Source organism: Fictibacillus gelatini DSM 15865 (assembly GCF_000430745.1).
In the GTDB taxonomy this organism is placed as follows: Bacteria; Bacillota; Bacilli; order Bacillales; family Fictibacillaceae; genus Fictibacillus_A; species Fictibacillus_A gelatini.
Map to the genome: position 1 here is coordinate 30,891 of NZ_AUMP01000030.1, position 26,270 is coordinate 57,160.

Annotated in this window: 29 protein-coding genes and 1 rRNA gene; 1 reads left to right on the top strand and 29 read right to left on the bottom strand. The window is 41.4% G+C overall.

Features of this window, described 5'->3' with window-relative positions; translation table 11 throughout:
• Positions 1-34 precede the first annotated feature (34 nt).
• The 18 genes from mfd to metG form a co-directional block, all read right to left on the bottom strand.
• Positions 35-3,586: a transcription-repair coupling factor gene (mfd, locus tag H538_RS0113780; RefSeq protein WP_026678111.1), complete on the bottom strand. Its 3,552-nt coding sequence runs from the start codon at positions 3,584-3,586 to the stop codon at positions 35-37.
• Between the two features lie 79 nt (positions 3,587-3,665).
• On the bottom strand, positions 3,666-3,896 hold the full coding sequence (gene fin, locus H538_RS0113785; protein ID WP_026678112.1) for an anti-sigma-F factor Fin: 231 nt from the start codon (positions 3,894-3,896) through the stop codon (positions 3,666-3,668).
• 94 nt (positions 3,897-3,990) lie between these two features.
• Positions 3,991-4,551: an aminoacyl-tRNA hydrolase gene (gene pth, locus H538_RS0113790; RefSeq protein WP_026678113.1), complete on the bottom strand. Its 561-nt coding sequence runs from the start codon at positions 4,549-4,551 to the stop codon at positions 3,991-3,993.
• A gap of 110 nt (positions 4,552-4,661) precedes the next feature.
• Positions 4,662-5,297 carry a 50S ribosomal protein L25/general stress protein Ctc gene (locus H538_RS0113795; protein ID WP_026678114.1) on the bottom strand — a complete coding sequence of 212 codons (636 nt, stop codon included), beginning with the start codon at positions 5,295-5,297 and terminating at the stop codon, positions 4,662-4,664.
• 96 nt (positions 5,298-5,393) lie between these two features.
• Positions 5,394-6,344 carry a ribose-phosphate diphosphokinase gene (locus tag H538_RS0113800; protein WP_026678115.1) on the bottom strand — a complete coding sequence of 317 codons (951 nt, stop codon included), beginning with the start codon at positions 6,342-6,344 and terminating at the stop codon, positions 5,394-5,396.
• Positions 6,345-6,389: 45 nt separating this feature from the next.
• Complete coding sequence (gene glmU / locus H538_RS0113805) at positions 6,390-7,772, bottom strand: bifunctional UDP-N-acetylglucosamine diphosphorylase/glucosamine-1-phosphate N-acetyltransferase GlmU (protein WP_026678116.1); 1,383 nt, start codon at positions 7,770-7,772, stop codon at positions 6,390-6,392.
• A 163-nt stretch (positions 7,773-7,935) separates the two neighbouring features.
• Entirely contained in the window at positions 7,936-8,226 is a 291-nt protein-coding gene (gene spoVG, locus H538_RS0113810; protein WP_026678117.1) for a septation regulator SpoVG, read from the bottom strand.
• A 343-nt stretch (positions 8,227-8,569) separates the two neighbouring features.
• The gene (locus H538_RS0113815; protein WP_026678118.1) at positions 8,570-8,944 is read right to left on the bottom strand and encodes a RidA family protein; all 375 of its coding nucleotides are present in this window, start codon (positions 8,942-8,944) and stop codon (positions 8,570-8,572) included.
• On the bottom strand, positions 8,941-9,777 hold the full coding sequence (gene purR, locus H538_RS0113820; protein WP_026678119.1) for a pur operon repressor: 837 nt from the start codon (positions 9,775-9,777) through the stop codon (positions 8,941-8,943). Before purR ends, H538_RS0113815 begins: the two co-directional genes overlap by 4 nt.
• Positions 9,778-9,882: 105 nt before the next feature.
• Positions 9,883-10,752 (bottom strand): 4-(cytidine 5'-diphospho)-2-C-methyl-D-erythritol kinase, encoded by an 870-nt coding sequence (gene ispE / locus H538_RS0113825; RefSeq protein ID WP_026678120.1) that lies wholly within the window; start codon positions 10,750-10,752, stop codon positions 9,883-9,885.
• Between the two features lie 98 nt (positions 10,753-10,850).
• Complete coding sequence (locus H538_RS0113830) at positions 10,851-11,027, bottom strand: small, acid-soluble spore protein, alpha/beta type (RefSeq protein ID WP_026678121.1); 177 nt, start codon at positions 11,025-11,027, stop codon at positions 10,851-10,853.
• Positions 11,028-11,200: 173 nt separating this feature from the next.
• Positions 11,201-11,455, bottom strand: coding sequence for a biofilm formation stimulator Veg (veg, locus tag H538_RS0113835; RefSeq protein ID WP_026678122.1), 255 nt, complete (start codon positions 11,453-11,455; stop codon positions 11,201-11,203).
• A gap of 180 nt (positions 11,456-11,635) precedes the next feature.
• Complete coding sequence (yabG, locus tag H538_RS0113840) at positions 11,636-12,508, bottom strand: sporulation peptidase YabG (RefSeq protein WP_026678123.1); 873 nt, start codon at positions 12,506-12,508, stop codon at positions 11,636-11,638.
• 81 nt (positions 12,509-12,589) lie between these two features.
• Entirely contained in the window at positions 12,590-13,465 is an 876-nt protein-coding gene (gene rsmA / locus H538_RS0113845; RefSeq protein WP_026678124.1) for a 16S rRNA (adenine(1518)-N(6)/adenine(1519)-N(6))-dimethyltransferase RsmA, read from the bottom strand.
• The gene (gene rnmV / locus H538_RS0113850; RefSeq protein WP_026678125.1) at positions 13,462-14,019 is read right to left on the bottom strand and encodes a ribonuclease M5; all 558 of its coding nucleotides are present in this window, start codon (positions 14,017-14,019) and stop codon (positions 13,462-13,464) included. Before rnmV ends, rsmA begins: the two co-directional genes overlap by 4 nt.
• Positions 14,020-14,144: 125 nt before the next feature.
• Positions 14,145-15,350 carry a resuscitation-promoting factor gene (locus H538_RS0113855; RefSeq protein WP_035350925.1) on the bottom strand — a complete coding sequence of 402 codons (1,206 nt, stop codon included), beginning with the start codon at positions 15,348-15,350 and terminating at the stop codon, positions 14,145-14,147.
• A 92-nt stretch (positions 15,351-15,442) separates the two neighbouring features.
• Positions 15,443-16,210 carry a TatD family hydrolase gene (locus H538_RS0113860; RefSeq protein ID WP_026678127.1) on the bottom strand — a complete coding sequence of 256 codons (768 nt, stop codon included), beginning with the start codon at positions 16,208-16,210 and terminating at the stop codon, positions 15,443-15,445.
• A 131-nt stretch (positions 16,211-16,341) separates the two neighbouring features.
• Complete coding sequence (gene metG / locus H538_RS0113865; RefSeq protein WP_026678128.1) at positions 16,342-18,288, bottom strand: methionine--tRNA ligase; 1,947 nt, start codon at positions 18,286-18,288, stop codon at positions 16,342-16,344.
• Between the two features lie 486 nt (positions 18,289-18,774).
• On the opposite strand from metG, the gene abrB reads away from it, so the two are divergent.
• A complete protein-coding gene (gene abrB / locus H538_RS0113870) occupies positions 18,775-19,062 on the top strand; it encodes a transition state genes transcriptional regulator AbrB (RefSeq protein ID WP_026678129.1) in 288 nt (95 codons plus the stop codon).
• Between the two features lie 37 nt (positions 19,063-19,099).
• On the opposite strand, the gene rsmI is transcribed toward abrB, so the two are convergent.
• From rsmI to rrf, 11 genes are all read right to left on the bottom strand, one after another.
• Positions 19,100-19,981, bottom strand: a complete 882-nt coding sequence (gene rsmI / locus H538_RS0113875; protein WP_026678130.1) for a 16S rRNA (cytidine(1402)-2'-O)-methyltransferase — start codon at positions 19,979-19,981, stop codon at positions 19,100-19,102.
• The gene (locus tag H538_RS0113880) at positions 19,959-20,240 is read right to left on the bottom strand and encodes a GIY-YIG nuclease family protein (RefSeq protein WP_026678131.1); all 282 of its coding nucleotides are present in this window, start codon (positions 20,238-20,240) and stop codon (positions 19,959-19,961) included. The genes rsmI and H538_RS0113880 overlap by 23 nt, the downstream gene beginning before the upstream one ends.
• Positions 20,230-20,973 (bottom strand): tRNA1(Val) (adenine(37)-N6)-methyltransferase, encoded by a 744-nt coding sequence (locus tag H538_RS0113885; RefSeq protein WP_026678132.1) that lies wholly within the window; start codon positions 20,971-20,973, stop codon positions 20,230-20,232. Before H538_RS0113885 ends, H538_RS0113880 begins: the two co-directional genes overlap by 11 nt.
• A 57-nt stretch (positions 20,974-21,030) precedes the next feature.
• A complete protein-coding gene (yabA, locus tag H538_RS0113890; protein WP_026678133.1) occupies positions 21,031-21,381 on the bottom strand; it encodes a DNA replication initiation control protein YabA in 351 nt (116 codons plus the stop codon).
• A gap of 15 nt (positions 21,382-21,396) precedes the next feature.
• Positions 21,397-22,224, bottom strand: a complete 828-nt coding sequence (locus H538_RS0113895) for a PSP1 domain-containing protein (protein WP_026678134.1) — start codon at positions 22,222-22,224, stop codon at positions 21,397-21,399.
• A gap of 6 nt (positions 22,225-22,230) precedes the next feature.
• Complete coding sequence (holB, locus tag H538_RS0113900; protein WP_026678135.1) at positions 22,231-23,217, bottom strand: DNA polymerase III subunit delta'; 987 nt, start codon at positions 23,215-23,217, stop codon at positions 22,231-22,233.
• A 43-nt stretch (positions 23,218-23,260) separates the two neighbouring features.
• Positions 23,261-23,590 carry a cyclic-di-AMP receptor gene (locus H538_RS0113905; RefSeq protein WP_026678136.1) on the bottom strand — a complete coding sequence of 110 codons (330 nt, stop codon included), beginning with the start codon at positions 23,588-23,590 and terminating at the stop codon, positions 23,261-23,263.
• Positions 23,591-23,610: 20 nt separating this feature from the next.
• Complete coding sequence (gene tmk, locus H538_RS0113910; protein ID WP_026678137.1) at positions 23,611-24,249, bottom strand: dTMP kinase; 639 nt, start codon at positions 24,247-24,249, stop codon at positions 23,611-23,613.
• A 19-nt stretch (positions 24,250-24,268) separates the two neighbouring features.
• Complete coding sequence (locus H538_RS0113915; protein ID WP_026678138.1) at positions 24,269-25,672, bottom strand: aminotransferase class I/II-fold pyridoxal phosphate-dependent enzyme; 1,404 nt, start codon at positions 25,670-25,672, stop codon at positions 24,269-24,271.
• A 74-nt stretch (positions 25,673-25,746) separates the two neighbouring features.
• Positions 25,747-25,941 (bottom strand): sigma factor G inhibitor Gin, encoded by a 195-nt coding sequence (locus H538_RS0113920; protein ID WP_026678139.1) that lies wholly within the window; start codon positions 25,939-25,941, stop codon positions 25,747-25,749.
• 215 nt (positions 25,942-26,156) lie between these two features.
• Positions 26,157-26,270 (bottom strand): 5S ribosomal RNA (gene rrf / locus H538_RS0113925); the annotation flags it as partial.

Here is a 26,270-nt window from a genome sequence, read left to right on the forward strand (position 1 = left end):
GAAAGAAATTGCTTTTGCCCGGGAAGCCCATTCGTTATTTTTCGGCTTTTATTGACGCAACCTTAGCTTTTTCTTTTTTTACCGATTTCAATTTTCTCAAGACCTGTTCCATTGCCTTTAGAAGCTCTTTATCTGAAATCCGTTTTTTCGTCAGAACGACTTTCAATTGATCCTGTTCCATGCCTAGATTAATAAAACGGCCAATTTTATTGACGACATCAAACAGTTTGGCGCCATCAACCTTTGTTGTCGCTTCTTTTGAAAGCAACATCGTAATCACATCGCCCTTTTGCCCAATCGAGACGACGCCTTCCTGCTTCGCAAGTTCTTTAATGGTCGCAATAAGCAAGAGACATTCCACTTCTTCTGGATATTCCCCGAAACGGTCGATTAATTCATCATGAAGCTCATCGACGTCTTGGAGGGAACGCACAGCTTTAAATTGTTTGTACATATCGATTTTTTGCTTGCTGTCTTCGATATAGCTTGAAGGAATATACGCATCAACTTCAATATTAATTTCAATTGGTTCATCCTGTTCTTCTTTTTTCAAGCCTTTACGCTCATTAATGGCCTCTTGAAGCATTTGCGAGTATAAGTCAAAACCAACAGAATCGATAAATCCGTGTTGCTGCGCACCAAGGATGTTTCCTGCCCCGCGGATCGATAAATCACGCATGGCGATTTTAAAGCCGGATCCAAGCTCGGTAAATTCTTTTATGGCCTGTAGCCGCTTTTCCGCTACTTCTGTTAGTACTTTATCCCGTTGATACGTAAAGTAAGCATAAGCGACGCGGTTTGAGCGCCCTACACGCCCCCTGAGCTGATAAAGCTGGGATAAGCCCATTTTGTCTGCATCATAGACAATTAGTGTATTTACATTCGGAATATCGACACCTGTTTCAATGATCGTCGTTGAGACAAGAACATCGAAATTGCCTTCTAAAAACTCAAGCATGACCGATTCAAGCTCATTCTCCGTCATTTGCCCATGGGCATAGGCAACCCGAATATCAGGGATGAGTGTTGAGATTTGTTCGGCCATTCGCTCGATCGTCTCGACCCGATTATAAAGGAAGTATACTTGACCGCCTCTGGAAAGTTCACGCTCGATCGCTTCCCGGACTAATGAAGCATTATATTCGACAACATAGGTTTGAATCGGAAAGCGGTTTTCCGGTGGCGTTTCAATCACTGACAAATCGCGAACGCCAAGCATCGACATATGGAGCGTTCTCGGAATAGGCGTCGCTGTTAACGTTAAAACATCGACATTTGCTTTTAATCGCTTAATTTTCTCTTTGTGGGAAACCCCAAATCGCTGTTCTTCATCAATAATTAAAAGACCGAGGTCATTATATTGCACATCTTTTGATAACAATCGATGGGTTCCGATGACAATGTCGACTGTACCGTTTTTCAGTCCTTTAATCACTTCATTTTGCTCTTTTCTCGTTCGGAAACGGCTTAACGAACCGATCGTCACCGGAAAGTCGGCAAACCGCCCGCGGAATGTTTCATAATGCTGTTGCGCTAAAATGGTCGTCGGCACTAAAAAAGCAACTTGCTTTCCATCCATGACGGCTTTAAAAGCGGCGCGAATGGCAACTTCAGTCTTTCCATAACCGACATCGCCGCAAAGCAAACGATCCATCGGACGTGGCCGTTCCATATCTTCTTTAATCTCATTGATCGTACGCAGTTGGTCCTCCGTTTCCTGATAAGGGAAGGACGCTTCAAATTCTTGCTGTTCGGCCCCGTCTTTTGAAAAGGCATAGCCAACGCTCGCTTCACGTTCTGCATATAGTTTAATCAAGTCATCTGCAATGTCTTGAACCGATGACTTCACCCGGCTTTTTACCTTTTTCCAATCACTTCCGCCAAGCGCATAAATTTTCGGATCTTTTGCCTCAGAGCCGACAAATTTTTGTACCTGGTCGATTTGTTCTACAGGAACATACAGCTTGTCATTGCCTGCATATTGAATATTCAAATAGTCTTTATGGACGCCGTTAATTTCAAGTGTTTCAATCCCAAGGTATTTCCCGATGCCGTGATTGACATGAACAACGTAATCGCCAACCTTCAGCTCGGAATAGCTTTTGATCCGTTCGGCATTCGACATTTTTTGTTTCGTTGGGCGTCTTTTCGCTTTCTTTGTAAAAACTTCCTCTTCCGTTATGACGACAAGTTTTTGCTTTGTCGATTCAAATCCGCTTGCCAGCTCGCCGATCATAATATGATTGACTTTCGGCCGCAATTCCGTTTGCCCGCTGACCAGATTTGCTGTCATGTCGTAATCCGCAAGCACTCTTTCTAAACGATCCGCACGCTCCTTATCTGCAGCGAGAAAAACTACCGAATAATCCCCTTTTTTCCAACGTTCCAGTTCACCTTTTAATACATGAAGCTGTCCATGGAAATTTTGCATTCCCTTACATTCGACATTTACTATATTTTGCGGGTGTGTATGCGGAATATGGCGTAAAAATAGAGAGAGATAAATAATTGGGAATGGAATTTTCCCCCCCGGTATTAATAGATCGGGAGCCAGACGGATGTCTGCTAAAATTTCCCCTTGAGAAAGGAGGGTCGTATGCCATTCCGCTTCTTCTTTTTCAAGCTGACTAAACATCTCTTGAATACGGCCAACTTCATCCATGATGACGATGGCATTATTCGAAAGGTAGTTTAGTAGAGTAGCCGGTTTTTCGTAAAAAAGTGAAATATACTTGTATATACCTTGAAAGCTTTGTTTTTCTTTTAATTGGTCGATTTCTGCCTTAATTCGCTCGATGAGCAACTCTTTTACTTTTTTATCATTGATCTTCTTCAACGTGTTGGCAAGGCCGTCTTCTATCTTGCCGACACCTCTGGCAAACTCTTCTTCATATAAAAGAAGTTCTTCCGCCGGTCCAATTGTAATTTCCGTTATTTTTTCCTCCGAGCGCTGCGTATCCGCTTCGAAATAACGAATAGAATCTACTTCTGTATCAAATAATTCAATCCGCACAGGAAGTTTTTCCGTTAATGGATAAATATCAATAATGCCCCCGCGCACGCTAAATTCACCCGGGCTCGACACCATGCCGACACGGTCATAGCCAATAGCTACTAGTGTCTTGAGTACATGGTCTAAGTCAACCTCCATCCCGATTGAAAACGCCAGCTGACTTTTTTCCCATCGGTCAACCGGCGGCAAATAGCGGCGTACACCCGCTACCGGGGCAATAATGACTCCTTTTTTCGTATTTAATAAAAAATTTAAAACTTCAAGCCGCTGCCCTTTTAATTCAGGACTGGCGATGGCCATTTCCGATGAAATGACATCATTGACCGGATAAAGATAAACTTCATTTTCAGGAAGTAGGCTGCATAAATCATCATATAGTTTCTGAGCTTGATACAAATTATGGGTGATAACAAGCTGGGGTTGATTTGTATGTTCATAGAGTGAGGCGATTAATAGCGTACGTGCAGAACCGGAAAGTCCAGCAACAAGCTGTTCATTTAAACCTTCGTCGAGCCCTGTTAAAACAGCACGAAAATCTTCCCCCTTGCTGAAATAGTGCTTTAAACCTTGCATTTTAACCTCCCCTTAATGGATCTAACCAAAAGTACAAACATAGAAAAAGGCCTTGGTTGGTCACCAAAGCAAATTTCCTTTATTGAATAAATGAATGTAATGCATAATAATCCGGATTTCGATCAAGCGCTTCCTGACAGTCTTCACAAACTGTTTTCACATGAATATCCCCTTTATTATCATACACGATCATCTCCTGGCGTTCTTCATGTGTCAGCTCGTGAAAGCCTAACTGTTGTGACGTTAACTCTACATCATTTAACGTTCCAATTCGATGTTTACAATGCTTGCACGTATAATGTATTGCCATTCGAACAGCCTCCTTCGTTCTTTACGCACCTATTGTTAGTATGAGCAGAACGAAGGCTCCATATACGGGCATAACTGTTTAAACGTATATTGTCTTAGCCATTAAATTTATTCATCACTCTGTCAAATGATTCCGTTAACATAAGAGAACAAGCTTCTAGCGCCCGTTCAATGGACGATTCGATGACTTCCACTTCTTCAGGAAGAAACTTACTTAACACATACTTCGCTACAGGCTCACCATTTTTAGGCCGGTCAATTCCAAAACGAATGCGATTAAATTCCTGTGTGCCTAAGTGGGCTATGATGGATTTAATGCCATTATGGCCACCTGCACTCCCTTTTGTTCGCAGGCGAAGCTTTCCAACCGCCGTATCAAGGTCATCATAGATAACGACAAAGTCTTCAATCGGTATCGAAAAATAATCAAGAAACGGGCGCACGGATTCCCCGGATAAATTCATATAGGTGAGCGGCTTTAATAAATAGACCTTTTCACCGTTAACAATACCCGATCCGTAGAGGCCTTTATGTTTCGATTGATTTAATGGGATATTGAATTTTTTTGACAACTCATCTATCACCATAAACCCAATGTTATGACGGGTTTTTTCAAATTCCCTTCCAGGATTACCTAGACCTACAAACAATTTCAATTTGATCCTCACCTTTTAGTGTCGCTACTAGTATCACTTTATTATACATCATATCCACATAAATGCGAAAAAAACGCAAGCTCAAGTGGCTTGCGTTTTCCACAATTTATTTAAGCGGATGGTTCTTTGTCTTCAGCATCTATGGCTTTTCCGGCCTTATCATCTCCATCTTGTTCAGCCTCGTTCGTTTCAGGAACGGTCGGAGGCAAAACGGTTAAGACGACTTCATTTTCATCATTAAGAATTTCATAAGAAGCCGATTGCGGGAGATCATTTACAACGAGAGAGTCGCCAATCATTAATTGGTCGATATGAACGTCAATCTGTTCTGGCAGCTCGTTAGGCAATGCCTTCACTTTGACCGTATGAAGAACACGCTGCAACACGCCGCCTTCTTTAACACCTGGAGATTCTCCGGTTACATGTACCGGAACATCAGCCTCAATTTTCTTCTTTAAATCAACGACAAGAAAGTCAATATGGGTGAGCGAGTCTTTTAATGAATCTTTTTGCATATCCTGAACCATTACATTAAACGTTTCATTATCTTCCGTCTTTAACGAGATAATGCCGTTTTTTCCAACTTCACGAAGGACTTTAATAAACTCTACTTCTTGAACCGCAAGATTTCGCGGGTCTGTCCCATTTCCATATAAAACAGATGGAACATTTCCTTCCTCCCGAAGCCTATGCTTGTACGACCGTTTAAAGTGGTTTCGATTAATCGCATTTAATGTTGTTGCCATAAATACTTTCACCCTTCCTAAAATAAGAGTCTCTCTTTCACTTTACCCGTTTTCAGGAAGTTTCAAACCCATTTTTGGAAGGGTGATTTCATTCATTTAATCAAAAAGCTTAGACACGGAAAGCTGTTCATGAACGCGAATAATGGCTTCTCCTAATAGTGGCGCGACCGAAAGTTGGCTCACTTTTTCGATTCGTTTTTCTTCTGGGAGAACGATCGTATTGGTTACAACTAGTTCTTTAATCTTTGAATTTTGAATGCGTTCCATTGCAGGTCCTGATAGTACCGGATGTGTACAACACGCATAAACTTCTTTCGCACCGTTTTCAACCAATGCATTCGCCGCAAGCGTAATTGTACCAGCCGTATCAATAATATCATCGATAATAATCGCCGTTTTTCCTTCAATATTACCGACAATGTTCATCACTTCAGCGACGTTTGGACGTGGACGCCGCTTATCAATGATAGCGATCGGTGCTTTCAAGCGATCCGCCATTTTCCGTGCACGGGTTACACCGCCGTGATCCGGTGAAACAATGACAATATCCTCTAAATCTTTGCTTTTAAAGTAATCGGATAAAATGGGGACACCTAATAATTGATCCACCGGGATGTCAAAAAACCCTTGAATTTGCGTAGCATGCAAGTCAATCGCGATGACGCGCGTCGCCCCTGCTGTTTCTAATAAGTTTGCAACCAGTTTGGCTGTAATTGGCTCACGGGCGCGTGCTTTTCGGTCTTGACGCGCATACCCATAATACGGCATTACAACATTAATGGTGTTTGCTGAAGCGCGTTTTAGCGCATCAATCATAATTAATAGCTCCATTAAATGTTCATTTACCGGGTTGCTTGTTGATTGAATGACATATACTTCACAACCGCGAATACTTTCCTCAATGTTGATTTGAACTTCACCGTCGCTAAATCGAGTAACTGAACATTTGCCGAGTTCGATTCCGATATGATCTGCAATCCCTTGAGCTAATTCGGGATTTGAATTGAGTGAGAAGACCTTTAATTTAGGGTCATTATAGGTTGCCATTTACATCCATTCCTTCCGTGAATTAAAAAATTTAAAATAAACCATTTAACGTTCTTGTTGTTTTTCTTTTAATTTTACAGCATAATTTTCCTTTGTCGTTTGCCTTGCGCGGGCAATTGCCAGCGACTCATCGGGAACGTCGTTTGTCACGGTAGAGCCGGCTGCGACATAGGCATTTTTGCCAACGGTAACAGGCGCGATAAGATTGGAGTTACAGCCGATAAAGGCACCGTCTTCTACTTTCGTTTTATATTTATTGACACCATCATAATTTACCGTAATTGAGCCGCAACCAAGATTCACATCTTTTCCGATTTCGGCATCGCCAATATAGCTTAAATGAGAGGCCTTGCTTCCACTGGCCATTGTTGACTTTTTCACTTCAACAAAGTTCCCTATTTTCACTTTTTCACTAATTGTAGATAACGGACGAATGTGAGCAAATGGCCCAATTGTTGCAAAGTGCTCGATTGTACTATCATGAACGACGGATTGGCGAATGACATTTCCATTTCCGATCGTGCTATCTTTAATTTCTGTGTTTGGTCCAATACTATTATTCTCGCCTATTTCAGATTTTCCTGAAATAATGGTTCCCGGATAAAGGACCGTATCACGTCCAATGACGCTATCCGCGGAAATATACGTATGATCCGGATCAATGATCGTTACGCCATTTCTCATATGTTTTTCGTTAATGCGTTTTCTCATTAAACTTTCGGCTTTAGAAAGCGCAACCCGATCATTCACACCAAGTGCTTCTTCAAATGAAGCTGCCTGGCAAGCGGTTACAATCTCTCCCTTTTTCCGGATAATCTCGATCACGTCAGGCAAATAATATTCGCCTTGCGCATTATTATTATTAACTTCTTTCAAAGCCTCAAATAATGTTCTATTGTCAAAGCAAAAGACGCCTGTATTGATTTCTTGCACTGCCTTTTCCTCAGCACTCGCATCTTTTTGTTCGACGATTCGTTCTAAATTGCCGATAGCGTCCCGAATGATCCTTCCATAACCGGTCGGATCTTCTGCCTTTGCCGTTAAAACGGTTACTTTCGCTTTTGCCTTTTCATGTTCTTCCATCAACTTTCTAATCGTTTCCGCCTGAATAAGCGGTGAATCCCCGCATACAACAAGCGTAAGCCCTTCAGAAGAACCGATTTCGCTTTCTGCTTGCATGACAGCATGAGCCGTTCCAAGCTGCTTCTCTTGCAATACGAAAGTAGTGTTTCCACTTAACGACTCTTTCACTTTCTCTGCCCCATGTCCAATAACCGTCACAATTTTGGTGACTTCCAATTCATTTAATTGGTCAATGACATGTTGAACCATCGGTTTGCCGCAAACCGGATGAAGCACTTTATATAGACTGGATTTCATTCTTGTCCCTTGACCTGCAGCCAATACAACTGCATATCGATTTATCATTATGAACCTCCACTTTGGTAATCTCCTTTTATTCCACTACGAATATATCTTATAATTACTTGCTTTTCAAGGAGTGTGAAGGATTTGTCATTCTATTGTCTAATTTTGACAAAACTAAAAAGAACCCCGAAAAAATACGGAGTTCCATGAATTTTCTATTTTTTTACGATGCGCCTGCTTCTTCAAACGCAGATTCAATTTCACCCATTCGGTGATATTCGGTTAGCACCGCATCTTGAATTTTTTCGCGTGTGCTTGAAGTAATGGGGTGGGCAATATCACGAAATTCTCCATCCGGCGTCCTTTTGCTTGGCATCGCAACGAACATTCCGTTGTTTCCATCGATCACCCGAATATCATGAATTACAAATTCATGATCAATTGTAATGGATGCAATTGCTTTCATACGTCCTTCTGTATTGACGCGTCGTAATCTAACGTCAGTCACTTCCATTTTAAAACACCACCTTTTTCCATAAATAAGAACGTATTACATCATTTCTCCATTTAATCGCAGAATCCTTCTTCAAAACAAAAAATTTTTTAAAAATTATGCAAAAAAGAAAAGCGCAAGCACCCCGCTTAGCCCCGACAGCTGCTTGCGCCTCATCCTCACTGTCTCTTTTTCTACACGAGAAGCACAGAAGCCTGTAGCACACGAGACAACTCGAAGCTTATTCGTGAAGTAGATGCTCGTGGCTGCCGCCTTAGGGAAGCAGACCGAAACTCGAAGGGCCGGGCTGCTTGCGCTGGACAAAAAAGAAAAAACACTGTTTAAAACAGTGTTTTTTCTTTTTTTATTTTACAAGTGCAATGACTTCGATTTCGATTTGGACATCCTTTGGCAGTCTTGCCACTTCTACGCAGGAGCGGGCCGGTTTATGGTCACTGAAATATTGGCCGTACACATCATTAATTAACCCAAAGTCGTCCATATTTTTTATAAAAACCGTTGTTTTAACGACTTGATCTAAAGAAGAACCCGCTTCTTCCAATACCGCTTTTAAATTGGCAAATACCTGGTGGGTTTGAGCGACAATATCTCCTTCTACGAGCGTTCCATCCGGCTTCAAAGGAATTTGCCCTGAACTGTAAAAGACGTTATTAACGATCATTCCTTGAGAATATGGACCAATTGCAGCTGGCGCGTTAGATGTTTCAACCTTTTTCATTTCTGTTCCTCCTCAAATTGATTAAAATAATTTCCCGTTTCGACTTCAATCCGCTTTTCTTTTTCATCTACTTTCGCCAAACGGGTAATGGAAACATAATCATCCACAAGGCGTTCGGATACATCTTCAGCTTCAACAAGCACGCCGATACCCGCTACATGTGCCTGAAACTCATTAAGAAGGCTAATCATCCCTTTAATGGTGCCTCCTGCTTTCATAAAATCGTCAATAATGAGCACATTTGCATCTTTTTGAATGCTTCGCCTTGCCAGAGCCATCGTTTGGATTCGCTTTGTCGAGCCGGATACATAATTAATGCTGACGGTTGATCCTTCGGTTACTCTGCTGTTGCTTCTTACAATTACAACCGGTACATTCAATAAAGAGGCAACTGAATAAGCTAAAGGAATCCCTTTTGTAGCAATCGTCATGACCACATCAATTTTCTTGCCCGCAAAAACGGAGGCAAACAAAGCCCCGACTTGGTTTACCAGCCTCGGATTACCGATGATGTCAGTAACATATAAATAGCCGCCAGGCAAAATTCGGCTCGGATCTTCAAGCAAGGTAATCAACTCATGAATAATCGTTGTCGCTTCTTTTTTGGACATGGAGGGAATATATTTCACGCCTCCGGCAGCCCCCGGAATCGTTACGATGGTGCCAATCCCTTGCCATTCAAAATTTTCTTTAATAATCGCCAAATCTTCACTTATGGACGACTTTGCCGACCCATACCGTTCAACAAAAAAAGTTAATGGAATTAATTGCTGTGGATGGTGCAGTAAATAGGTTGTTAAATCGACCATTCTGCCGCTTCGTTTTAACTTCATCACGACCCTCCAAAAAACCGAATGATTTGAAGTTAATATACCATTTTTATACGGTTTTAAGCAATAGCTCGATAGTGCATTTACATTTGCAGCTAAAAACGCGGCTCACTCCCGGTCGCCTAATAAACGAACGGCATACACTTCATTACAAAATCCCCTGAGCCCGTTATACACTCTGTTCACTCTTGATTCATGCTGGAATAAACCAAAAACCGTCGGTCCGCTTCCGCTCATGAGCACGCCGTCTGCTCCCAGGCGCATCATTTGCTCTTTTATTTGCCGAACTTCCGGGTAATTAGGCAATGTGACACTTTCAAGCACATTTCCAAGATTGTCGCAAATCCCTTTATAATCCTGGCGGTTAATCGCGTCAACCATGCTTTTGACGTTCGGATGCTTAATCTTTTTCACGTTTAACTTTCGATATACTTCAGCGGTCGACACGCCGATTGGCGGTTTAGCAAGGAGCACCCAGCAGGCCGGAGGTGTTTTAATATGTTCGATGATTTCTCCTCGTCCTCTGGCGATGGCTGTTCCTCCATAAACGGCAAATGAAACGTCGGATCCAATTTTAGCGCCAAGTTCTGCAAGTTGATCAATGGATAGACCGAGCCCCCAAATTTCGTTTAATCCCTTAAGCGTTGCTGCAGCGTCACTGCTCCCTCCAGCAAGGCCTGCTGCGACCGGGATGTTTTTTGTAATATGTATGAGAACCCCTTCTTTGACGTTGTACATTTCTTTTAAAAGCGATGCCGCTTGATAAGCAAGATTGCGTGCATCAAGAGGGACAAACCCACCCGTTGACTCAATGACAATCTTATTTTCCTTAAGCAACGTCAGCTCGATCCTGTCGGCCAAATCTACCGTTGTCATAACCATTTCTACTTCATGATACCCGTCCTCACGCTTTCCCAATACATCAAGAGAAAGATTAATTTTAGCGGGTGCTTTCACCGATATCTTTTTTTCATTCATGCAAACTTCCCCTACTATAAATTAAGCTAAAGCTATCATATCATATAAAAACAAAAACAAGAAAACCGGAGCTATAAAGAGCTCCGGGATCTCGCATATTATTTATTCTGGGCAAGGTTTTTCTCAGCAATTTCAATTGCCCGCTTCACCATGTTTCCCGCATCTTTGGCGCGTATGCCTCCCCAACCTTCCTTTTGGACGGTATCATAAAACCCGAGTTCCTTTGCCAATTCAACTTTGAATTTTTCGGACATAATGCCTCTTCGTCTTCCCATGATGCAAACCCCCTTCACAATATGCGATACATATAGTATGAGCCAGGCGGCTAACGTTATGTAAAATTGGAAACGGCAAATGGAGAAATATCCGATTCCTGATCTTGCAGTGGTTTGGAAAGGATCTTTTTCAAACCAATAAAAAAAGCAGTAAGATAATCTCTTACTGCCCTTTAAACCACCTGGTTGGTATCATCTAAAAAAGTTAACTCAACCGTTTCCGTTAATACATCTGCATAGCTGTAGGAAACTCGTTCAAAAGCATTGGTGTCCTGATCCAGTTTGATAATAAATACGGCTGGGTACGTTTCTTCCAGCGTGCCAAGACGTTCAATCGTTTTACGACGGCCACCGTTTGCACGTAATGAAAGTCGTTTACCCACGTTGGACTCTAAAACACGTTTTATGTCCACGATCGTTTTACCCATATCGGCTCCACCTCACTAAGACAAATTATAACATGAATCGATATATTTTGTCAAAATAAAATTTAAATTATATCAGCGACAAACGTAAACTGTCAATGATAAAAAATTATTTGTTCCACTTTAGTATGTAACAACTTTACAAAATTATGTAAAAATCCATCCAATTAATGTTGGATGGATTTAATAATCGACATAATTTTTAATTGGCATTCCCGTTCGTAAAAAGCCCGTCGTTTCGACTCCGCCCAATCCTTCCCGGCCTGTCAGCGTGTTGCGAAGAACATCCATGACATTGATCCGGTCCATAAACGACGTTAAGCTTATTTTAGAAACAACGTATACAGGATCTAGCGCATGAATATTGATTCTAGCAGGAGAACTAGCAAAATTCGCCCCTGCTTTGATTAACGATTCGAAATGGGATTGGCAGGCGCCTGCAAAGATGACTAAATGATCAAGATGCGGATTGTTCCTTCGTATTTCGCGAACCGTCCGAACAAAAAACTTCGTATGCCGGTATGCGTTAATATCTGACATCAGCCCTTTGCTCTTTAAATAAGCATCATGGCCGGTAATCACCAGAATATCCGGGCGCACTTCATCCAATAAAAAAGGGACACGCTCAGGCATTTCCGGTTCTTTCATATGAATGCCGTAAACCGGAACACCAAATCGCTTATAAAGATCCAAACATTTATTTAAATATAACGGATCTCCATCAACATGGAGCACACGCCCCGGGAGCTCAAAATAGGATTGATCGTATTCATACCCATTTGTCGATAGGTATTCCCGTTTTTGCCTGAGCAAAAAACAATCCTGGCGAAATAATTTATATGAAGATTCCACTTTTTCCTGTGCCGCTTTCCGTAATTCATCTTGCTGTCTTGCGTTCATTTGCACTAAATCTTCAACAGGGGCATCTGCCAAAAGACGCATTTCTTCCCCGGCGAGCTCCGCGATTGTTTTATCTTCATTAAAGCCAATGATTCGAAAAAGCAAATCGCATTTATAAGAAGTTCTTGCAACAATGGCTCCAATTTCAAGTTTCATTTTACTCCCCCTATTGCAAGTATTCGTCTCAATGGATTCTTTATCTTTAAAAGATATGAAGCAAAGGGGAGAAACATGATATTATTTCACAAGCGGAAGGAGCCGATCTGAAAGCCTGGCAAATTCCTCGATCGTTAGCGTTTCGCCTCTTCGCTTTGGATCGATTCCGGCACTTTTTAATGCTTCTTCTAATTCTTCCCGCTTTTCTTTTGCGATCAAATTGTTCAGCAAATTATTCCACAACGTTTTTCGGCGCTGGGCAAATGAGGCTCGAATTACTTTAAAGAAGAAGGCCTCGTCCTCAACATGAACGGGTGGCTCCTCCCTTAAATTTAACCGGATGACCGCCGAATCGACATTTGGCGGCGGGATAAAGACCGTCTTTGGCACTTTTAATACCGTTTCAGCAGTGGCATAATATTGAACAGCAATCGATAACGAGTTGTAATCCTTCGTTCCTGGCTCTGCTGCCAATCGATCAGCCACCTCTTTTTGAATCATACAAACAATCCCACGTATCGGCAGCTTATCCGTTAACAGTTTCATAATAATGGGCGTCGTCACATAGTAAGGTAGATTCGCAACGACCATAATGTCTTGAATGTTCTTAAATTCTTTTTCCATTATTGAGTGAACATCGGCTTCCAATATATCCGAATGGACGACTTTAACATGGCTGTATGGCGCAAGTGTTTCCTGTAAAATTGGCAAGAGGCGCTGATCGATTTCAAACGCAACGACTTTTTTCGCATTTCTCGCAATATGCTCTGTCAATGCGCCAATCCCGGGACCGATCTCAATAACGCCGGATTCGGATGTCAGGTTAGCGGCTTTTACAATGTTCGCTAAAATATTCTTGTCGATTAAAAAATTTTGACCTAAACTTTTTTTAAAGGTAAACCCATGTTTCTCGATAATCTCTTTCGTCGTTTGAGGAGTGGAAATGTCTCTTGTCATGATTGTTCCTCCTGCAAAATTTGTTTCATCGCATGTGCAAATTCTTCATCAGTTATTTGAAACATTTTAAGCCGTTTGTATAACTGTTTTCCGTTCATATAGCCAATTTTTAAAAGCAACCCGAGTTTTTCCCGTCTTTCTTTGGCGTGTTTTCCGCCAATTAAACCTGCCGATACTAAGTCATTCCATGAGATAACTTCTTCATCGGCCACATACTCTTTTTTAACATTCATTAACGCTTCACGAATCGCCTCTATTGACGCATGCTCGACCCCTACACCTTTATTATTGATGGCAATCGCTTCTTTTTTTGGCAGAAAAGCATGTTGGACGCCAGGAACGCTTTGGGAAATAATCTTCCGAATGCGTTCACCGGGGAAATCGGGATCTGTAAAAACGATAACGCCACGTTTTTCATGGGCTAGCTTGATTCGTTCAATCGTTGCCTGGCTGATTTCTGATCCGTTCGTTTCGAGTGTATCAGCCTCAACCGCCCGCTTGACGGCGATTGTATCACATTTTCCTTCTACAACGATAATTTCTTTAATTTTCATTTTTTCCTCCAAAAATAGTGAAACCTTTTGTCTTGTTTTGACGTCTAAAAGTTAGTATAACCTAAACAGCAGCTAAACGGCTCGCAAAATAAAAAGTACAGAGGAATAAGTCCCCTGTACAATCATTAATCGATAATTTTTATTTTGACTGTCCGACGTCCCCACTGGTTGGCTTTTGCGTTGGAAGAAACAAATACATCGATTCTCTTCCCGTGAATGGCTCCGCCCGTATCGGACGCGATAGCATAGCCGTAGCCTTCTACATATACTTTACTTCCAAGCGGGATAAGCCCGGGATCGACGGCAATAACCTTCGCATTTGGATTGGCTTTTAAATTAAAGCCTGTTGACGTTCTCCCTGAACAGCCAGCACAATTGGCGGTATATGCGGTACTTTCAACATAAAACTCCCGGCCGGAAGATGCATGCGATTTTCCACGTGAAACAACCGGTAAATCGCGGCTCTCTTTTGTTCCGACAGCAATAACTTTATCTTTACTGTCTGAAAGCTTTTTCTTTTTCACAAGCTTTCGGGAAACTTCTTTCCCGTTTTCAAGTACGACCTCATAACGCTTTGCCACCCGGCCTTTTTTGCCGGACCTCACGACTTTTTTGTTTCCTTTCGTTAAGGAATGGTCTTTCTTCGTGACCGTATCGAAAGGCAAATCTTCTTCCACTACATCGATGACCTTTTCTACTTTGATGACATTTACCTTCATGTCGTCTTTTAATGACGAATTCATGCCAGGCTTTACTTTATCTAGATCTCCTACTTTTACATTTTGTTGTTTCAAAAAGTCAGCGACCGTAGTCGAAGTGGTCCAAACTTGTTTCGCTTTTTTCCCGCCGACGGATAATTGAATGGAGTACGCAGGCTTTAGGGTAATGGTTTGCCCATTGGCAATAGCCGTGTTTAATCCGGGCGAAATTTGGTCATGTTGGTTGAGATCCAAATCAGTTTCCTTTAAAAAATCTTCAACCGTTTTTTTCGTCGTCCAATATGTTTTTTCTTTATCATTGATTTTAAGATGAACTTCTTTAGCAGGAATGTACGTCACCTTTAAATTATCTTTGACACGCGTGTTTAATCCAGGCTTTAGAACATCATGTTTGTCGACATGAATGTCGTTTTCTTGAAGCAATTCCTTTACACGATCGGCGTGCGAACGTACCTTATGCTCTTTCCCATCAACGATAATGGTCACATCGTTTTTCGTAGTTTCATAGCTTACAAATCCTGTTGTTATCCCTAACACCATACATGCTGCAGTCGACATAAGTAACTTTTTTCGCACATACCGTGAAAAAACCCCCCTTATGTTGCTGAACATATGATCAATCCCCCTTATAGAATAAATGTAGTTGCTTTTTTCGGATCCCCCCTTCCTTCTTTTTGGATTTGAATAAAAAATAGGAATACCTTTTATCGAGTAATGCCGAATAACCGTTTGGCGTTTTCGGATGTTTTTTCAATTAATTGTTCTACCGGCATTTCTTTCAACTCAGCCAGCGCTTCTGCTACATACTTCACGTAAGACGGCTCATTTCGCTTTCCGCGAAAAGGATGCGGGCTTAAATACGGACAATCGGTTTCGATCAATAAGCGGTCGATAGGTACTTCTTTTGCTACTTCTTTCGGTTTTTTCGCATTTTTAAAAGTAACCGGCCCTCCGAAAGAAATATAAAAGTTCATGTCCATGCATTCTTTCGCCACTTCCAGGCTGCCGCTGAAACAATGCATGATTCCGCCGACTTCCTTTGCTCCTTCTTCCCGCAAAATATCAACGACATCTTTTGTTGCCTCACGATTATGTATAATAATTGGCAAGTTGACTTTTTTTGCGAGCCGTATTTGACGGCGAAAAACTTCTTTTTGAACTTCTTTCGGTGATTTATCCCAATGGTAGTCAAGTCCCATTTCTCCAAGCGCAACCACTTTCGGATGGCTCGCTAATTCTTCAATCCAATTTAAATCCTCATCACGCATATCGATCGCATCAACAGGATGCCAGCCTACAGCCGCATAAATAAAATCATAATTCTCAGCCAGCTTGATTGCTCCATGAATCGTTTCCGTATCAAATCCGACGACAACGATATGTTCAACGCCTTCTGCCAATGCTCTCTCAATAACTTCTTCAACGTCTTCTTGAAATTGGACTGCATTTAAATGGGCATGTGTATCAAACATGAGACTTTCCTCCTAAATATGATTAAAAGTTTAACATAGTATGATAAGCTCTTTGGTTAACAATTCAATTACACTTTCGTTACAGGGGATTTGTAATATTACAGAAAAAAAGCGGGGATTCCCCGCTTTTTTTACTTAACTTTCGCACCGTTCGGGAGGCTTTGATCGACAGTAGCTAGCGTTAATTGGCCATCTGTTGAACCGGCTAAAATCATCCCTTCCGACAGTTCTCCTCGAAGTTTCACAGGTTTCAAATTTGTTACACAAATTACTTTTTTACCGACTAATTCCTCTGGTTTGTAATAATTTGCAATACCAGAAACCACCTGGCGACGTTCGAACCCTAAATCAAGTTGTAATTTTAACAACTTATTCGCCTTTTTCACCGGCTCCGCTTCGACAACTTCCGCCACACGGAGATCGACTTTCATAAAATCATCAATCGTAATTTCTTCGGTTTCCTCTTTTTCTATCTTTACTTGAGGAGCAGCCTGGCTTTTGGCACCCATTGAATCTTTTATATATTGGACTTCTACTTCCGTCTCAAACCGTGGGAAGATAGGGGCTCCTTTTTGCACGTTTGTCCCTTTTGGCAATTGGCCGAATTCGTATATGCTATCCCATGACATCAACTGTTTATCGTGAACGCCGAGCTGTTCCCAGATCTTTTTCGGGGCATTGGTCATAAACGGTTGAATCAGGACAGAAATAATCCGAATGGTCTCCGCTAAATGATACATAACAGAGGCTAGCTCATTTTTTCGATTTTCATCTTTTGCCAGCACCCATGGCTCTGTTTCATCAATATATTTGTTTGTTCGGCTCACGAGCTGCCAGATGGAACTAAGCGCTACAGAAAACTCCATGTCCTCAAGCGCAGCCTCTGTTTTCCGAATGCTTTCGCCTGCAAATTCAACAAGTGATTGGTCGAATTTCGTTACATTTCCTTCATAAGCAGGAATCATTCCATCGAAATATTTGTTAATCATCGCTACCGTACGATTGACAAGATTGCCGAGGTCATTCGCCAGGTCATGGTTGATCCGGTCGATAAAACTTTCCGGTGTAAATACGCCATCAGAACCAAAAGGCACTTCCCTGAGTAAATAATACCTTAGTGCATCTAAGCCGTATCGGTCGATTAATGTATCCGGATCGACGACATTTCCTTTAGATTTCGACATTTTTCCATCTTTCATAAGCAACCAGCCGTGGGCAAACACCTTTTTCGGAAGCGGCAAATCAAGCGCCATGAGCATAATCGGCCAATAAATGGTGTGGAACCGGACAATTTCTTTTCCGACGAGATGAACATCTGCCGGCCAATACGTTTTATATTTTTCATCGTTTTCGGTCCCGTAACCCAGAGCGGTAATATAATTGGAGAGGGCATCAATCCATACGTAGACCACATGTTTAGGGTTGTCCGGAACTTTCACTCCCCAGTCAAAAGAGGTACGTGAAACGGCTAAATCTTCTAACCCCGGTTTAATAAAATTATTAATCATTTCATTTTTGCGGGATTCAGGCTGGATGAAATCCGGGTTCTCCTCGTAAAACTGCAAAAGGCGATCGGCATATTTGCTCATTTTAAAGAAATAGCTTTCTTCTTTCACCCTTTTCACTTCACGTCCACAATCCGGGCAATTGCCGTTGACTAACTGATGTTCAGTAAAAAAAGATTCACACGGCGTACAATACCAGCCTTCGTATTCGCCAAGGTAAATGTCCCCCTGGTCGACCAGCTGTTTAAAAATTTTTTCAACGACCGTCTTATGCCGTTCTTCTGTTGTTCGAATAAAGTCATCATAAGAAATGTCAAGTTTTTTCCATAACTCTTTTATCCCCGAAACAATCTCGTCGACGTATTCTTTTGGAGAAACCCCTTTTTCTTCTGCTTTTTGTTGAATTTTTTGCCCATGCTCGTCCGTACCTGTCAAATACATCACGTCAAAGCCTTTTAATCGTTTATAACGGGCCATCGCATCGCCAGCCACCGTCGTATAAGCATGTCCGATATGAAGCTTCCCGCTCGGATAATAAATCGGGGTTGTGATATAAAACGTCTTCTCTCCCATCATTAAACCTCCCTTAATATGTATGTTTAGTAGAAAACTCGGCGTTCAGCCGAGTAGTCGTGAACTTTAACTTCAAATTGTGTAAAAAAATGTTCAATTTAGGACATAAAATACAAAAACCATTCGAAAAAACTTTATATAAATAGTTTCATTATGCACCCATCTTCCTTCAAAATATACCTAAAGAGACAAATGTATGTCAAGATTAGTAAATTCTAAACATGATTTTGTCGAACTTTGTCATAATTTTAGGATTACACAATTCCCAGTGATTATTTTGAAGAGTTGTAATAATAATGAAACCAATTTTTTATTAACATTGCAGGATTAACATGTGCTTTAACCGGGTAAATAAATTACAAGCTTTTCTGTTGACTGCTTTTGGAAATATTGTTATGATAAAAACATTAAAGCACTTGTCGAATTCCGACGATTTTATACTTTAGAGATAAAAATTTTTTAATTCACTTAGGAGGAGAATAAATTATGAAATCTACTGGTATTGTTCGTAAAGTTGATGAATTAGGACGTGTCGTTATTCCGATCGAATTGCGCCGAACTCTTGGTATTGCAGAAAAAGACGCATTGGAAATTTACGTTGATGATGACCGCATTATCCTTAAAAAGTATAAACCAAACATGACTTGTGCTGTTACTGGGGAAGTATCCGACGATAACTATACAATTGCAGGCGGAAAAATCATTCTTAGCCCTGAAGGCGCTCGCGAAGTAATGAATGAACTTCAAAAATACCTTCAAACGGCTAATAAATAATAGCCAAAAACGAAGTGGATGAACCACTTCGTTTTTTTTATTTTTCTTCAATATGAAAAGTGTTGTAAACTTCACGTTTTGGTAATTGACGGTCGTTTGCCACTTGTTTGATTGCTTCCTTGCTTGTTAAGCCCTTTTCTTTCATATAATGTTCGACATGTTCCACAATCGATAAATGCCTCCACCATTCTTCTTCTTGCCAGCTGGCAGCGTCCTTATTTCCTTCTACGATAAGGCAAAATTCGCCTCGCACTTCCGAATCTTTGCACCACGATAAAGCTTCACTCAACGTTCCACGAATTATTTCTTCATACTTCTTCGTCAATTCTCGCGCAATGCAAACGTGTCGATCACCTAAGTGGTCATGCATGAATTGAAGGGTTTCTTTCAACCGATGCGGCGCTTCATAAAAAATAAGCGTAAAGGGGAGATTGGCCAAATGGGTAAGCTGTTCCTTTTTTTCCTTTTTTCCTCTTGGCAGAAAGCCGTAAAAGTAAAAACTATCGTTCGGAAGTCCAGAAGCGACAAGGGCAGGCAAAGCAGCATTGGCTCCCGGAAGGGGAACGACGGGAATTTTTTCAGCAACACACTGTACCACTAGCTCATACCCTGGATCGGAAATGGCCGGCATCCCTGCATCAGAAACAAGGGCAATGTTTTTCCCTTCATTTAACGCTTGAATGATTTTATTTCCGCTTGTTGTTTTATTATGATCATGATAGCTGACTAACGGTGTATGGATATCAAAATGATTTAACAATTTTTTCGTTTGCCGTGTATCTTCCGCCGCAATTTTGTCTACTTCTTTCAACGTTCGGACGGCCCGAAATGTCATATCTTCTAAATTGCCGATCGGTGTTGGGACAAGATAGAGTACCCCGGATGGATGATCAGACTCATAGCTTTTTTGTTGCCACATACGTGCCACTTCCTTCTTGAATTAACAACTCTTTTTGTTCTCTAGAAAATCGCTTAATTTGATATTCCGCACTCATTGCTTCTTCTTTTGTTGGAAATCGCTTTTGAAAAACAAGTTTGACCGGCGTTCTCCCTCTTGTATATTTTGCCCCTTTTCCCGCTTGATGCATCATCACCCGTTTTTCGACATTATTTGTATAACCCGTGTAATACGTGCCATCTTTACATTGGAGAATATAAACAAAATGGTTACTGTCCATAAAAAACCTTCTTCAGTTCAGATGTATATTCGCCATTTTCTTTATAAACGGTGAGTGGCGGCAGTAAGTGCAAATCAGGTTTTCCATCCTTCATCCCTTCCACTAAGAGCATATTGGCTTCCTCGCCTGACTTCGGATAAACCAGTTGAAGTCTTTTCGGCTCGATTCGGTATTTCCTCATAAGTGCGAGAATATCCATTAAACGATTGGGGCGGTGGACGAAGGCAGCTTTTCCTCCTTGCTTTAACAATTGACTGCTTACGGAAATAACGTCTTCAAGCGTACAATAAATTTCGTGGCGGGCGATGGCCAGATGTTCATTTTCATTATAATCCCTTTTATTGACCGCCCGAAAATAAGGAGGGTTACATGTTACCGTATCAAATCTCCCGTGACCGAGAAGCTCTGGCATATCAATAATATTGCCGTTTACCACTTTCATTTGTTCCTCTAATCCGTTAAGGGCAACGCTCCTTTGGGCCATATCGCTTAGACGCTTTTGAATTTCCACCATGGTAACGTGCGCTTTTGAGCGCTGGCTTAATAATAATCCAACCGCTCCGTTTCCTGCACATAAATCGATAATGTTCCCTTTTTGGATCGGGACATAAGCAAACCGGCTTAACAAAACGGCATCAAGCGAAAAGGAAAAAACAGACGGGCTTTGGATGATTTTTAACTGTGGATCGACTAAGTAATCTAGACGCTCATCATCTTTTAACTCAATTTCCATTTCAACACCCAATTCTTTAAAATAAAAGCCTTTCCAACAAAATTCTTGGAAAGACTCCTACCTTTTATTTAAAAACTCTACACAAAGCATACAATCCCCTTCGGTTCGCACACTTCCGTAAAAAATGTTGCAAATATGAAACCCTTCCTGGTAAAGACGGGCAAGATTATCGTATCCTTCTCCGATATCCGCCCCTTCTTTCTCTTTTGTCGGCTTTTGTTCATCGGTATGCGCAGGCTTATCCTCTTTCTTTAAAGCCTTCCTTAAATTATAATTTTCCATTTTTAAATGGTAGTTTTCTTCAAGTAATGCAGCCAGGTGTGATTTCAAAGACCCGAGTTGCTCGGTTAACTCGGCTAGTTGTTGTTCCATATGGGTCACCTGGGAAAAAATTTGATCTTTCTCCACGTGCCATCCACCTCATTATTCTGTAGCTTGTGTATATAATTCATCCATATTTACAAGCTCATCCAGTGTGTATTCTGTTATTTTCTCCAGTTCCGTTAACTCAACTTGAACAAGCTTCTCAAGCATATTCAACCCCACAACACGACCTTTTCCATGAGGTGTGGCGATTGCTTCGCCAATGTCAGGTAGTTCTTTTTTGACAGTCTCGTAATAATCATTTTCATATTTTAAACAACACATTAAACGGCCGCATAAACCGGAAATTTTGGCCGGGTTTAATGATAAATTTTGATCTTTTGCCATTTTAATCGAAACCGGCTCAAAATCTCCTAAAAACGTGGAGCAGCAAAGCATCCTCCCACATGGGCCAATTCCGCCAAGCATCTTCGCTTCATCCCGAACTCCAATTTGCCTGAGTTCAATACGTGTTCGAAAGATGGAAGCAAGATCTTTCACGAGTTCGCGAAAGTCGATTCTTCCATCGGCCGTGAAATAAAAAATAACTTTATTTCGATCAAACGTATATTCCACATCGACCAATTTCATTTCAAGCTTGTGTTCTTCGATTTTCGCCGTACATAATTCAAACGCGTGCTCTGCAGCTGCTTTATTTTCCTCTACAGTTAGCATGTCCTTTTGATTGGCATTGCGCACGACTTTTTTTAAAGGGAGAACAACATCCTGCTCCTCTACTTGCTTTTTTGCAATGACAACTTTTCCGTATTCAATTCCTCTTGCTGTTTCAACAATGACAAAGGTGTCTTTTTCTATTTCGAGATCCCCGGGATCGAAATAATATATTTTACCCGCTTTCTTAAAGCGGACACCGACTACTTCATACACAGACTTTTATCCCTCCCGTAATCGTAGCACTAACTGTTCCATTAAAGCCTGGGGGTTCACATTTGCCCCTAGACGCTGCTTGGCAGTCAAAATTGCGAGCATCTTCTCACTAAGGCGTTTCTGTGAATTTTGTAGCGCCTGTTCCTTTAACCGATCCTCCTGATCAATGAAAATAAGTTTGTCCGGCTCTGAAAGCTGTATAAATAAAAGATCTTTATACCAGATCAATAATAGGCTTAAAAAGATGTCGAGCTGATTTTTTTCCTTAAAAAGAGACAACCAATTTTCCTGTAGTGTGACAAGAACATGGTTAGGACGGTTTCTCAGCCCTTCAGTCAATTGTATCACTTTGTCACGAGCTTGTGCAAACCACTCTTCACGGCAAATTTCGTGCGCTTTCGACTTATCATTTGTTAGCGCAGCTGTTATTTTCGCCAGTGGAAGAGAGATGCCTTCTTCTGTTAATGCTTCCACTAATAGATCAGGTGGCAGTGGAGAAAAGGACAGTACCTGGGAACGGGAAAGAATCGTGTCAAGCAATCGGTGCACTTGTTCGGTTAAAATACAGGCAATGGTTGGCGATGTAGGTTCCTCAAGAAATTTCAACAGGCTGTTTGCCGCCTGGACGGTCATTTTATCAGCATGTTCAACGATATAGACTTTTTTCTCTGACTCCATACCGTGATAGGAGAATTCTTTTTGCAACCCGCGAATTTGGTCGATTTTAATCGACTGACCTTCCGGCGAGACGATATGGACATCCGGATGGTTTCCAGAATCGATCCTTTTGCAGTCAGAACACTCGCCGCAGGGAGAAACCCCATTTTTTTCACGACATAAAAATGCCCGCGCAAGCATTAAAGCCGTTTCCATTTTTCCCGTGCCATTGCCCCCTTCAAATACATAAGCATGAGCCAGGCGATTTTTTTTAAGGCTATTGGTTAATGTTTTAACGACTCTCGGTTGTTTTTTACGCAATTCTTCCCAGCCCATGATTTCCCTCCTTCTCTTAAAAAGTGCTTTACGTTTATCAAAATTAAAATTGTTGAAAGTTTAAAACGGGGAGAACAAATACAGTTGCACCGCCTACTTTTACTTCAACAGGATAAGGCACATAAGCATCGGCATTGCCACCCATAGGCGATACTGGGGCAACAAGTTGATCCCGGCTCTGGCAATTTTCCTTAATGATTTCAAGCACATCATCCACCCTGTGGTCTTCGACGCCAATCATAAACGTCGTATTCCCAGCCTTTAAAAATCCTCCCGTTGAGGCAAGTTTTGTTGCGCGGAACTGATGCTTGACAAGCGCATCCGCCAGACGGTTACTATCCTTATCTTGTACAACTGCTATAACCATTTTCATAAAAAAGCCCTCCTCGTTTTTTACTTAAAGTTCGTTATCAGTCTGTCAACATCCTCCCGAATCGTTTGAAAAACGTCTTCTACCGGCCTAGCCCCATCGATCAGAAGAATTCTCTCTTCCGATTGCTTATATAATTGAAGAAATCCTGCCCGCACATTTTCGTGATATTCCAATTGTTTTTGTTCAATTCGATCAAGGCCGCTTCTTGAATTTCTGTTGATCATCCGTTTTCGTCCTTCTTCTGGGGAAATATCGATTAAGTATGTACGATCCGGAACGAGTCCGCCAGTCGCAAACCTATTAATCATTTTTACGGTCTCAATCGCCGCACCCAATCCATACCCTTGATAAGCGATGGAAGCATCAACAAACCTGTCACAGAGGACCATCCGCCCTTCCGCTAACGCCGGCATGATTTTTTCTTTAACGTGCTGTGCCCGTGAGGCAGCGTATAATAAAATTTCGGTCTCATCCGCCATTTCTTTATGCGCTGGATCTAAAAGAAGAGAACGAATTCTGTCACTAATTGGCGTCCCACCCGGTTCGTGTGTTATGACATATGGAACGTTTTTCTCTTCAAAATAATGGGCAAGTTTTTTGATTTGTGTTGATTTCCCTGAACCATCAGGACCTTCAAGTGTAATAAATAATCCTCTCACGTCGCAATCTTCCTTACTTTTAAATATAAACTTTTAATTGACCATGATGACAGCCTTGAAAACGGGCCCCCATTTTAAGCAAGTGATGATACGTATCAATCATCTCTTTCGTAATTCGTTCCCCTTTAACAATCAATGGAACTCCTGGCGGATAAGGGATAACGGACTCAGCCGCTATATCCCCTTTTGCCTCGGCTATCGGGCGGTCAACTGATTTTCTGCTTAACATCTCTTGATAAGACAGCTCTAACATGCTGATCGTTTCGCTCGAATTTGTCTTCAAGCAATCGATTTCTATTACTCGTTCATTCGCTAAAATACTCTTTATCGTTTGAAGAAGCACATCCATTTGGCTAATTTCCCCGAGCGGCATAACAAAAAGAACATTGTACGGATCAGCAAGCTCGGTAAAAATGCCAGACGCCTCCAGTCTTTCTTGCAGCTGGTAGCCCGAGAGGCAGCATCGGCTTTGTACCGTAATTTTTAACGGATCCATTTGGCAATTGCAAGAAGCCCCTACCACTTTAATCTGAGGAAAATCATTTAACCCCTGACGAAAACTCGAAATTTGCGATAAAATCCTCGAAATCCGCTGTTCCGTTAAACTTTCTAAATAGGCCCTTGCCAGATCAAGGGAAGCCATAATAGGATAAGAAGGCGAACTCGATTGAACGGCCTGTAAATAATATTTGATTTTCTCCTCATCTATAATGGAGCTGTTGCTATGTAGGTAAGACCCCATCGTCATCGCGGGCAACGTTTTATGTGCCGATTGTACAACAAGATCAGCGCCATAAGACAAAGCCGATGTTGGAAACCGATCATCAATGCCAAAATGGGCTCCGTGTGCTTCATCCACTAAAACAGGCAGTCCTTTCAAATGCATGAATTGGACAATCTGTGATAAGTCCATTGACATTCCATAATAGTTGGGATTAGTTAAAACAAGCCCTTTTACTTCTGGATATTGTTGAAACGCTTTTTCTACAGTGGATAATGTAACACCCGTTGCAAATTTGCCGATAGGATCAATTTGAGGAGTGATAAACACAGGGCGCAATTTCGCTAAATGAAGGCCGTTAATAATCGACTTATGGCAGTTGCGCTGCACAAGCACGGCGTCGCCTTCTTGAAAGGCGGATAACAACATGACGAGATTCCCTGCTGTACTCCCACCGACTAAAAAATAACTATGATTGGCCCCATAGAATAAAGCCGTTAATCGTTGTGCCTCATCGATGATACCTGTAGCTTCATGCAAATCATCAAGCCCTGTCAGCTCTGTAAGGTCAAGCGGCAAAATAGATGAAAAATGTTGACCAATCCCGATTTTTCCATTTTTATGACCGGGGACATGAAAAGACCAGCGCGATTTTTCGCTATGCCGGACCAATGCATCATAAATTGGTGTTTTACTAGACATGGTTTAAAATCCTTTAATGTACTTTTATTTATTTTAACATAGAAAAAATAAAAAACAGGCATTCTCACCTGTTTTTATAATGTAGAATTCACTAATTTTAATTTCCGTAATTGTTGGAGATAAAATTGATAATATGGATCGTTTGGTTCTGCTGCAACAATTTTTTCTTCACATTCCTGACAAATAAATTGATGAAGAATATGAATGCCGTTTTCTTTTGTTTCTTCACATATTAAACACATTTCCCCTGATGTATGTGATGAACTCATTTCTTCCACCTCCATATTCCCATTCTTGCCGAATTTTATGCCTTCTATACGTCCTTTTTTAAAAACATTTGCGTGTATTTAAAATGTATGTGTTTTTCCAATTTTTTGTGTCTGTCTTTCCGGAAATTAGAGGCGGGAAGTGAAAAGTGGGAAATGAGATGAACGACATCATCTAATGACAAAAAAAGAGACGAATGATTTCGTCTCTTTGGTTAGCCTGGCAGCGTCCTACTCTCACAGGGGGAAGCCCCCAATTACCATCGGCGCTGAAGAGCTTAACTTCCGTGTTCGGTATGGGAACGGGTGTGACCTCTTCGCCATCGCCACCA

Coding starts and splice junctions, on each gene's coding strand:
- H538_RS0113815 (WP_026678118.1), bottom strand. CDS start 8,944: ATGAAAAAGGTTGAAACATCTAACGCGCCAGCTGCAATTGGTCCATAT.
- H538_RS0113830 (WP_026678121.1), bottom strand. CDS start 11,027: ATGGGAAGACGAAGAGGCATTATGTCCGAAAAATTCAAAGTTGAATTG.
- H538_RS0113880 (WP_026678131.1), bottom strand. CDS start 20,240: ATGGACAGTAACCATTTTGTTTATATTCTCCAATGTAAAGATGGCACG.
- yabG (WP_026678123.1), bottom strand. CDS start 12,508: ATGAAACTTGAAATTGGAGCCATTGTTGCAAGAACTTCTTATAAATGC.
- holB (WP_026678135.1), bottom strand. CDS start 23,217: ATGGGCTGGGAAGAATTGCGTAAAAAACAACCGAGAGTCGTTAAAACA.
- H538_RS0113885 (WP_026678132.1), bottom strand. CDS start 20,973: ATGGAAATTGAGTTAAAAGATGATGAGCGTCTAGATTACTTAGTCGAT.
- abrB (WP_026678129.1), top strand. CDS start 18,775: ATGAAATCTACTGGTATTGTTCGTAAAGTTGATGAATTAGGACGTGTC.
- rsmI (WP_026678130.1), bottom strand. CDS start 19,981: ATGTGGCAACAAAAAAGCTATGAGTCTGATCATCCATCCGGGGTACTC.
- spoVG (WP_026678117.1), bottom strand. CDS start 8,226: ATGGAAGTGACTGACGTTAGATTACGACGCGTCAATACAGAAGGACGT.
- H538_RS0113795 (WP_026678114.1), bottom strand. CDS start 5,297: ATGGCAACAACATTAAATGCGATTAATCGAAACCACTTTAAACGGTCG.
- H538_RS0113860 (WP_026678127.1), bottom strand. CDS start 16,210: ATGTTTGATACACATGCCCATTTAAATGCAGTCCAATTTCAAGAAGAC.
- H538_RS0113855 (WP_035350925.1), bottom strand. CDS start 15,350: ATGTTCAGCAACATAAGGGGGGTTTTTTCACGGTATGTGCGAAAAAAG.
- rnmV (WP_026678125.1), bottom strand. CDS start 14,019: ATGAAAATTAAAGAAATTATCGTTGTAGAAGGAAAATGTGATACAATC.
- H538_RS0113915 (WP_026678138.1), bottom strand. CDS start 25,672: ATGTCTAGTAAAACACCAATTTATGATGCATTGGTCCGGCATAGCGAA.
- metG (WP_026678128.1), bottom strand. CDS start 18,288: ATGGGAGAGAAGACGTTTTATATCACAACCCCGATTTATTATCCGAGC.
- H538_RS0113920 (WP_026678139.1), bottom strand. CDS start 25,941: ATGAGTTCATCACATACATCAGGGGAAATGTGTTTAATATGTGAAGAA.
- H538_RS0113905 (WP_026678136.1), bottom strand. CDS start 23,590: ATGAAAATGGTTATAGCAGTTGTACAAGATAAGGATAGTAACCGTCTG.
- mfd (WP_026678111.1), bottom strand. CDS start 3,586: ATGCAAGGTTTAAAGCACTATTTCAGCAAGGGGGAAGATTTTCGTGCT.
- veg (WP_026678122.1), bottom strand. CDS start 11,455: ATGGGTAAAACGATCGTGGACATAAAACGTGTTTTAGAGTCCAACGTG.
- H538_RS0113800 (WP_026678115.1), bottom strand. CDS start 6,344: ATGGCAACCTATAATGACCCTAAATTAAAGGTCTTCTCACTCAATTCA.
- glmU (WP_026678116.1), bottom strand. CDS start 7,772: ATGATAAATCGATATGCAGTTGTATTGGCTGCAGGTCAAGGGACAAGA.
- ispE (WP_026678120.1), bottom strand. CDS start 10,752: ATGAATGAAAAAAAGATATCGGTGAAAGCACCCGCTAAAATTAATCTT.
- rsmA (WP_026678124.1), bottom strand. CDS start 13,465: ATGACAAGAGACATTTCCACTCCTCAAACGACGAAAGAGATTATCGAG.
- fin (WP_026678112.1), bottom strand. CDS start 3,896: ATGGCAATACATTATACGTGCAAGCATTGTAAACATCGAATTGGAACG.
- purR (WP_026678119.1), bottom strand. CDS start 9,777: ATGAAGTTAAAACGAAGCGGCAGAATGGTCGATTTAACAACCTATTTA.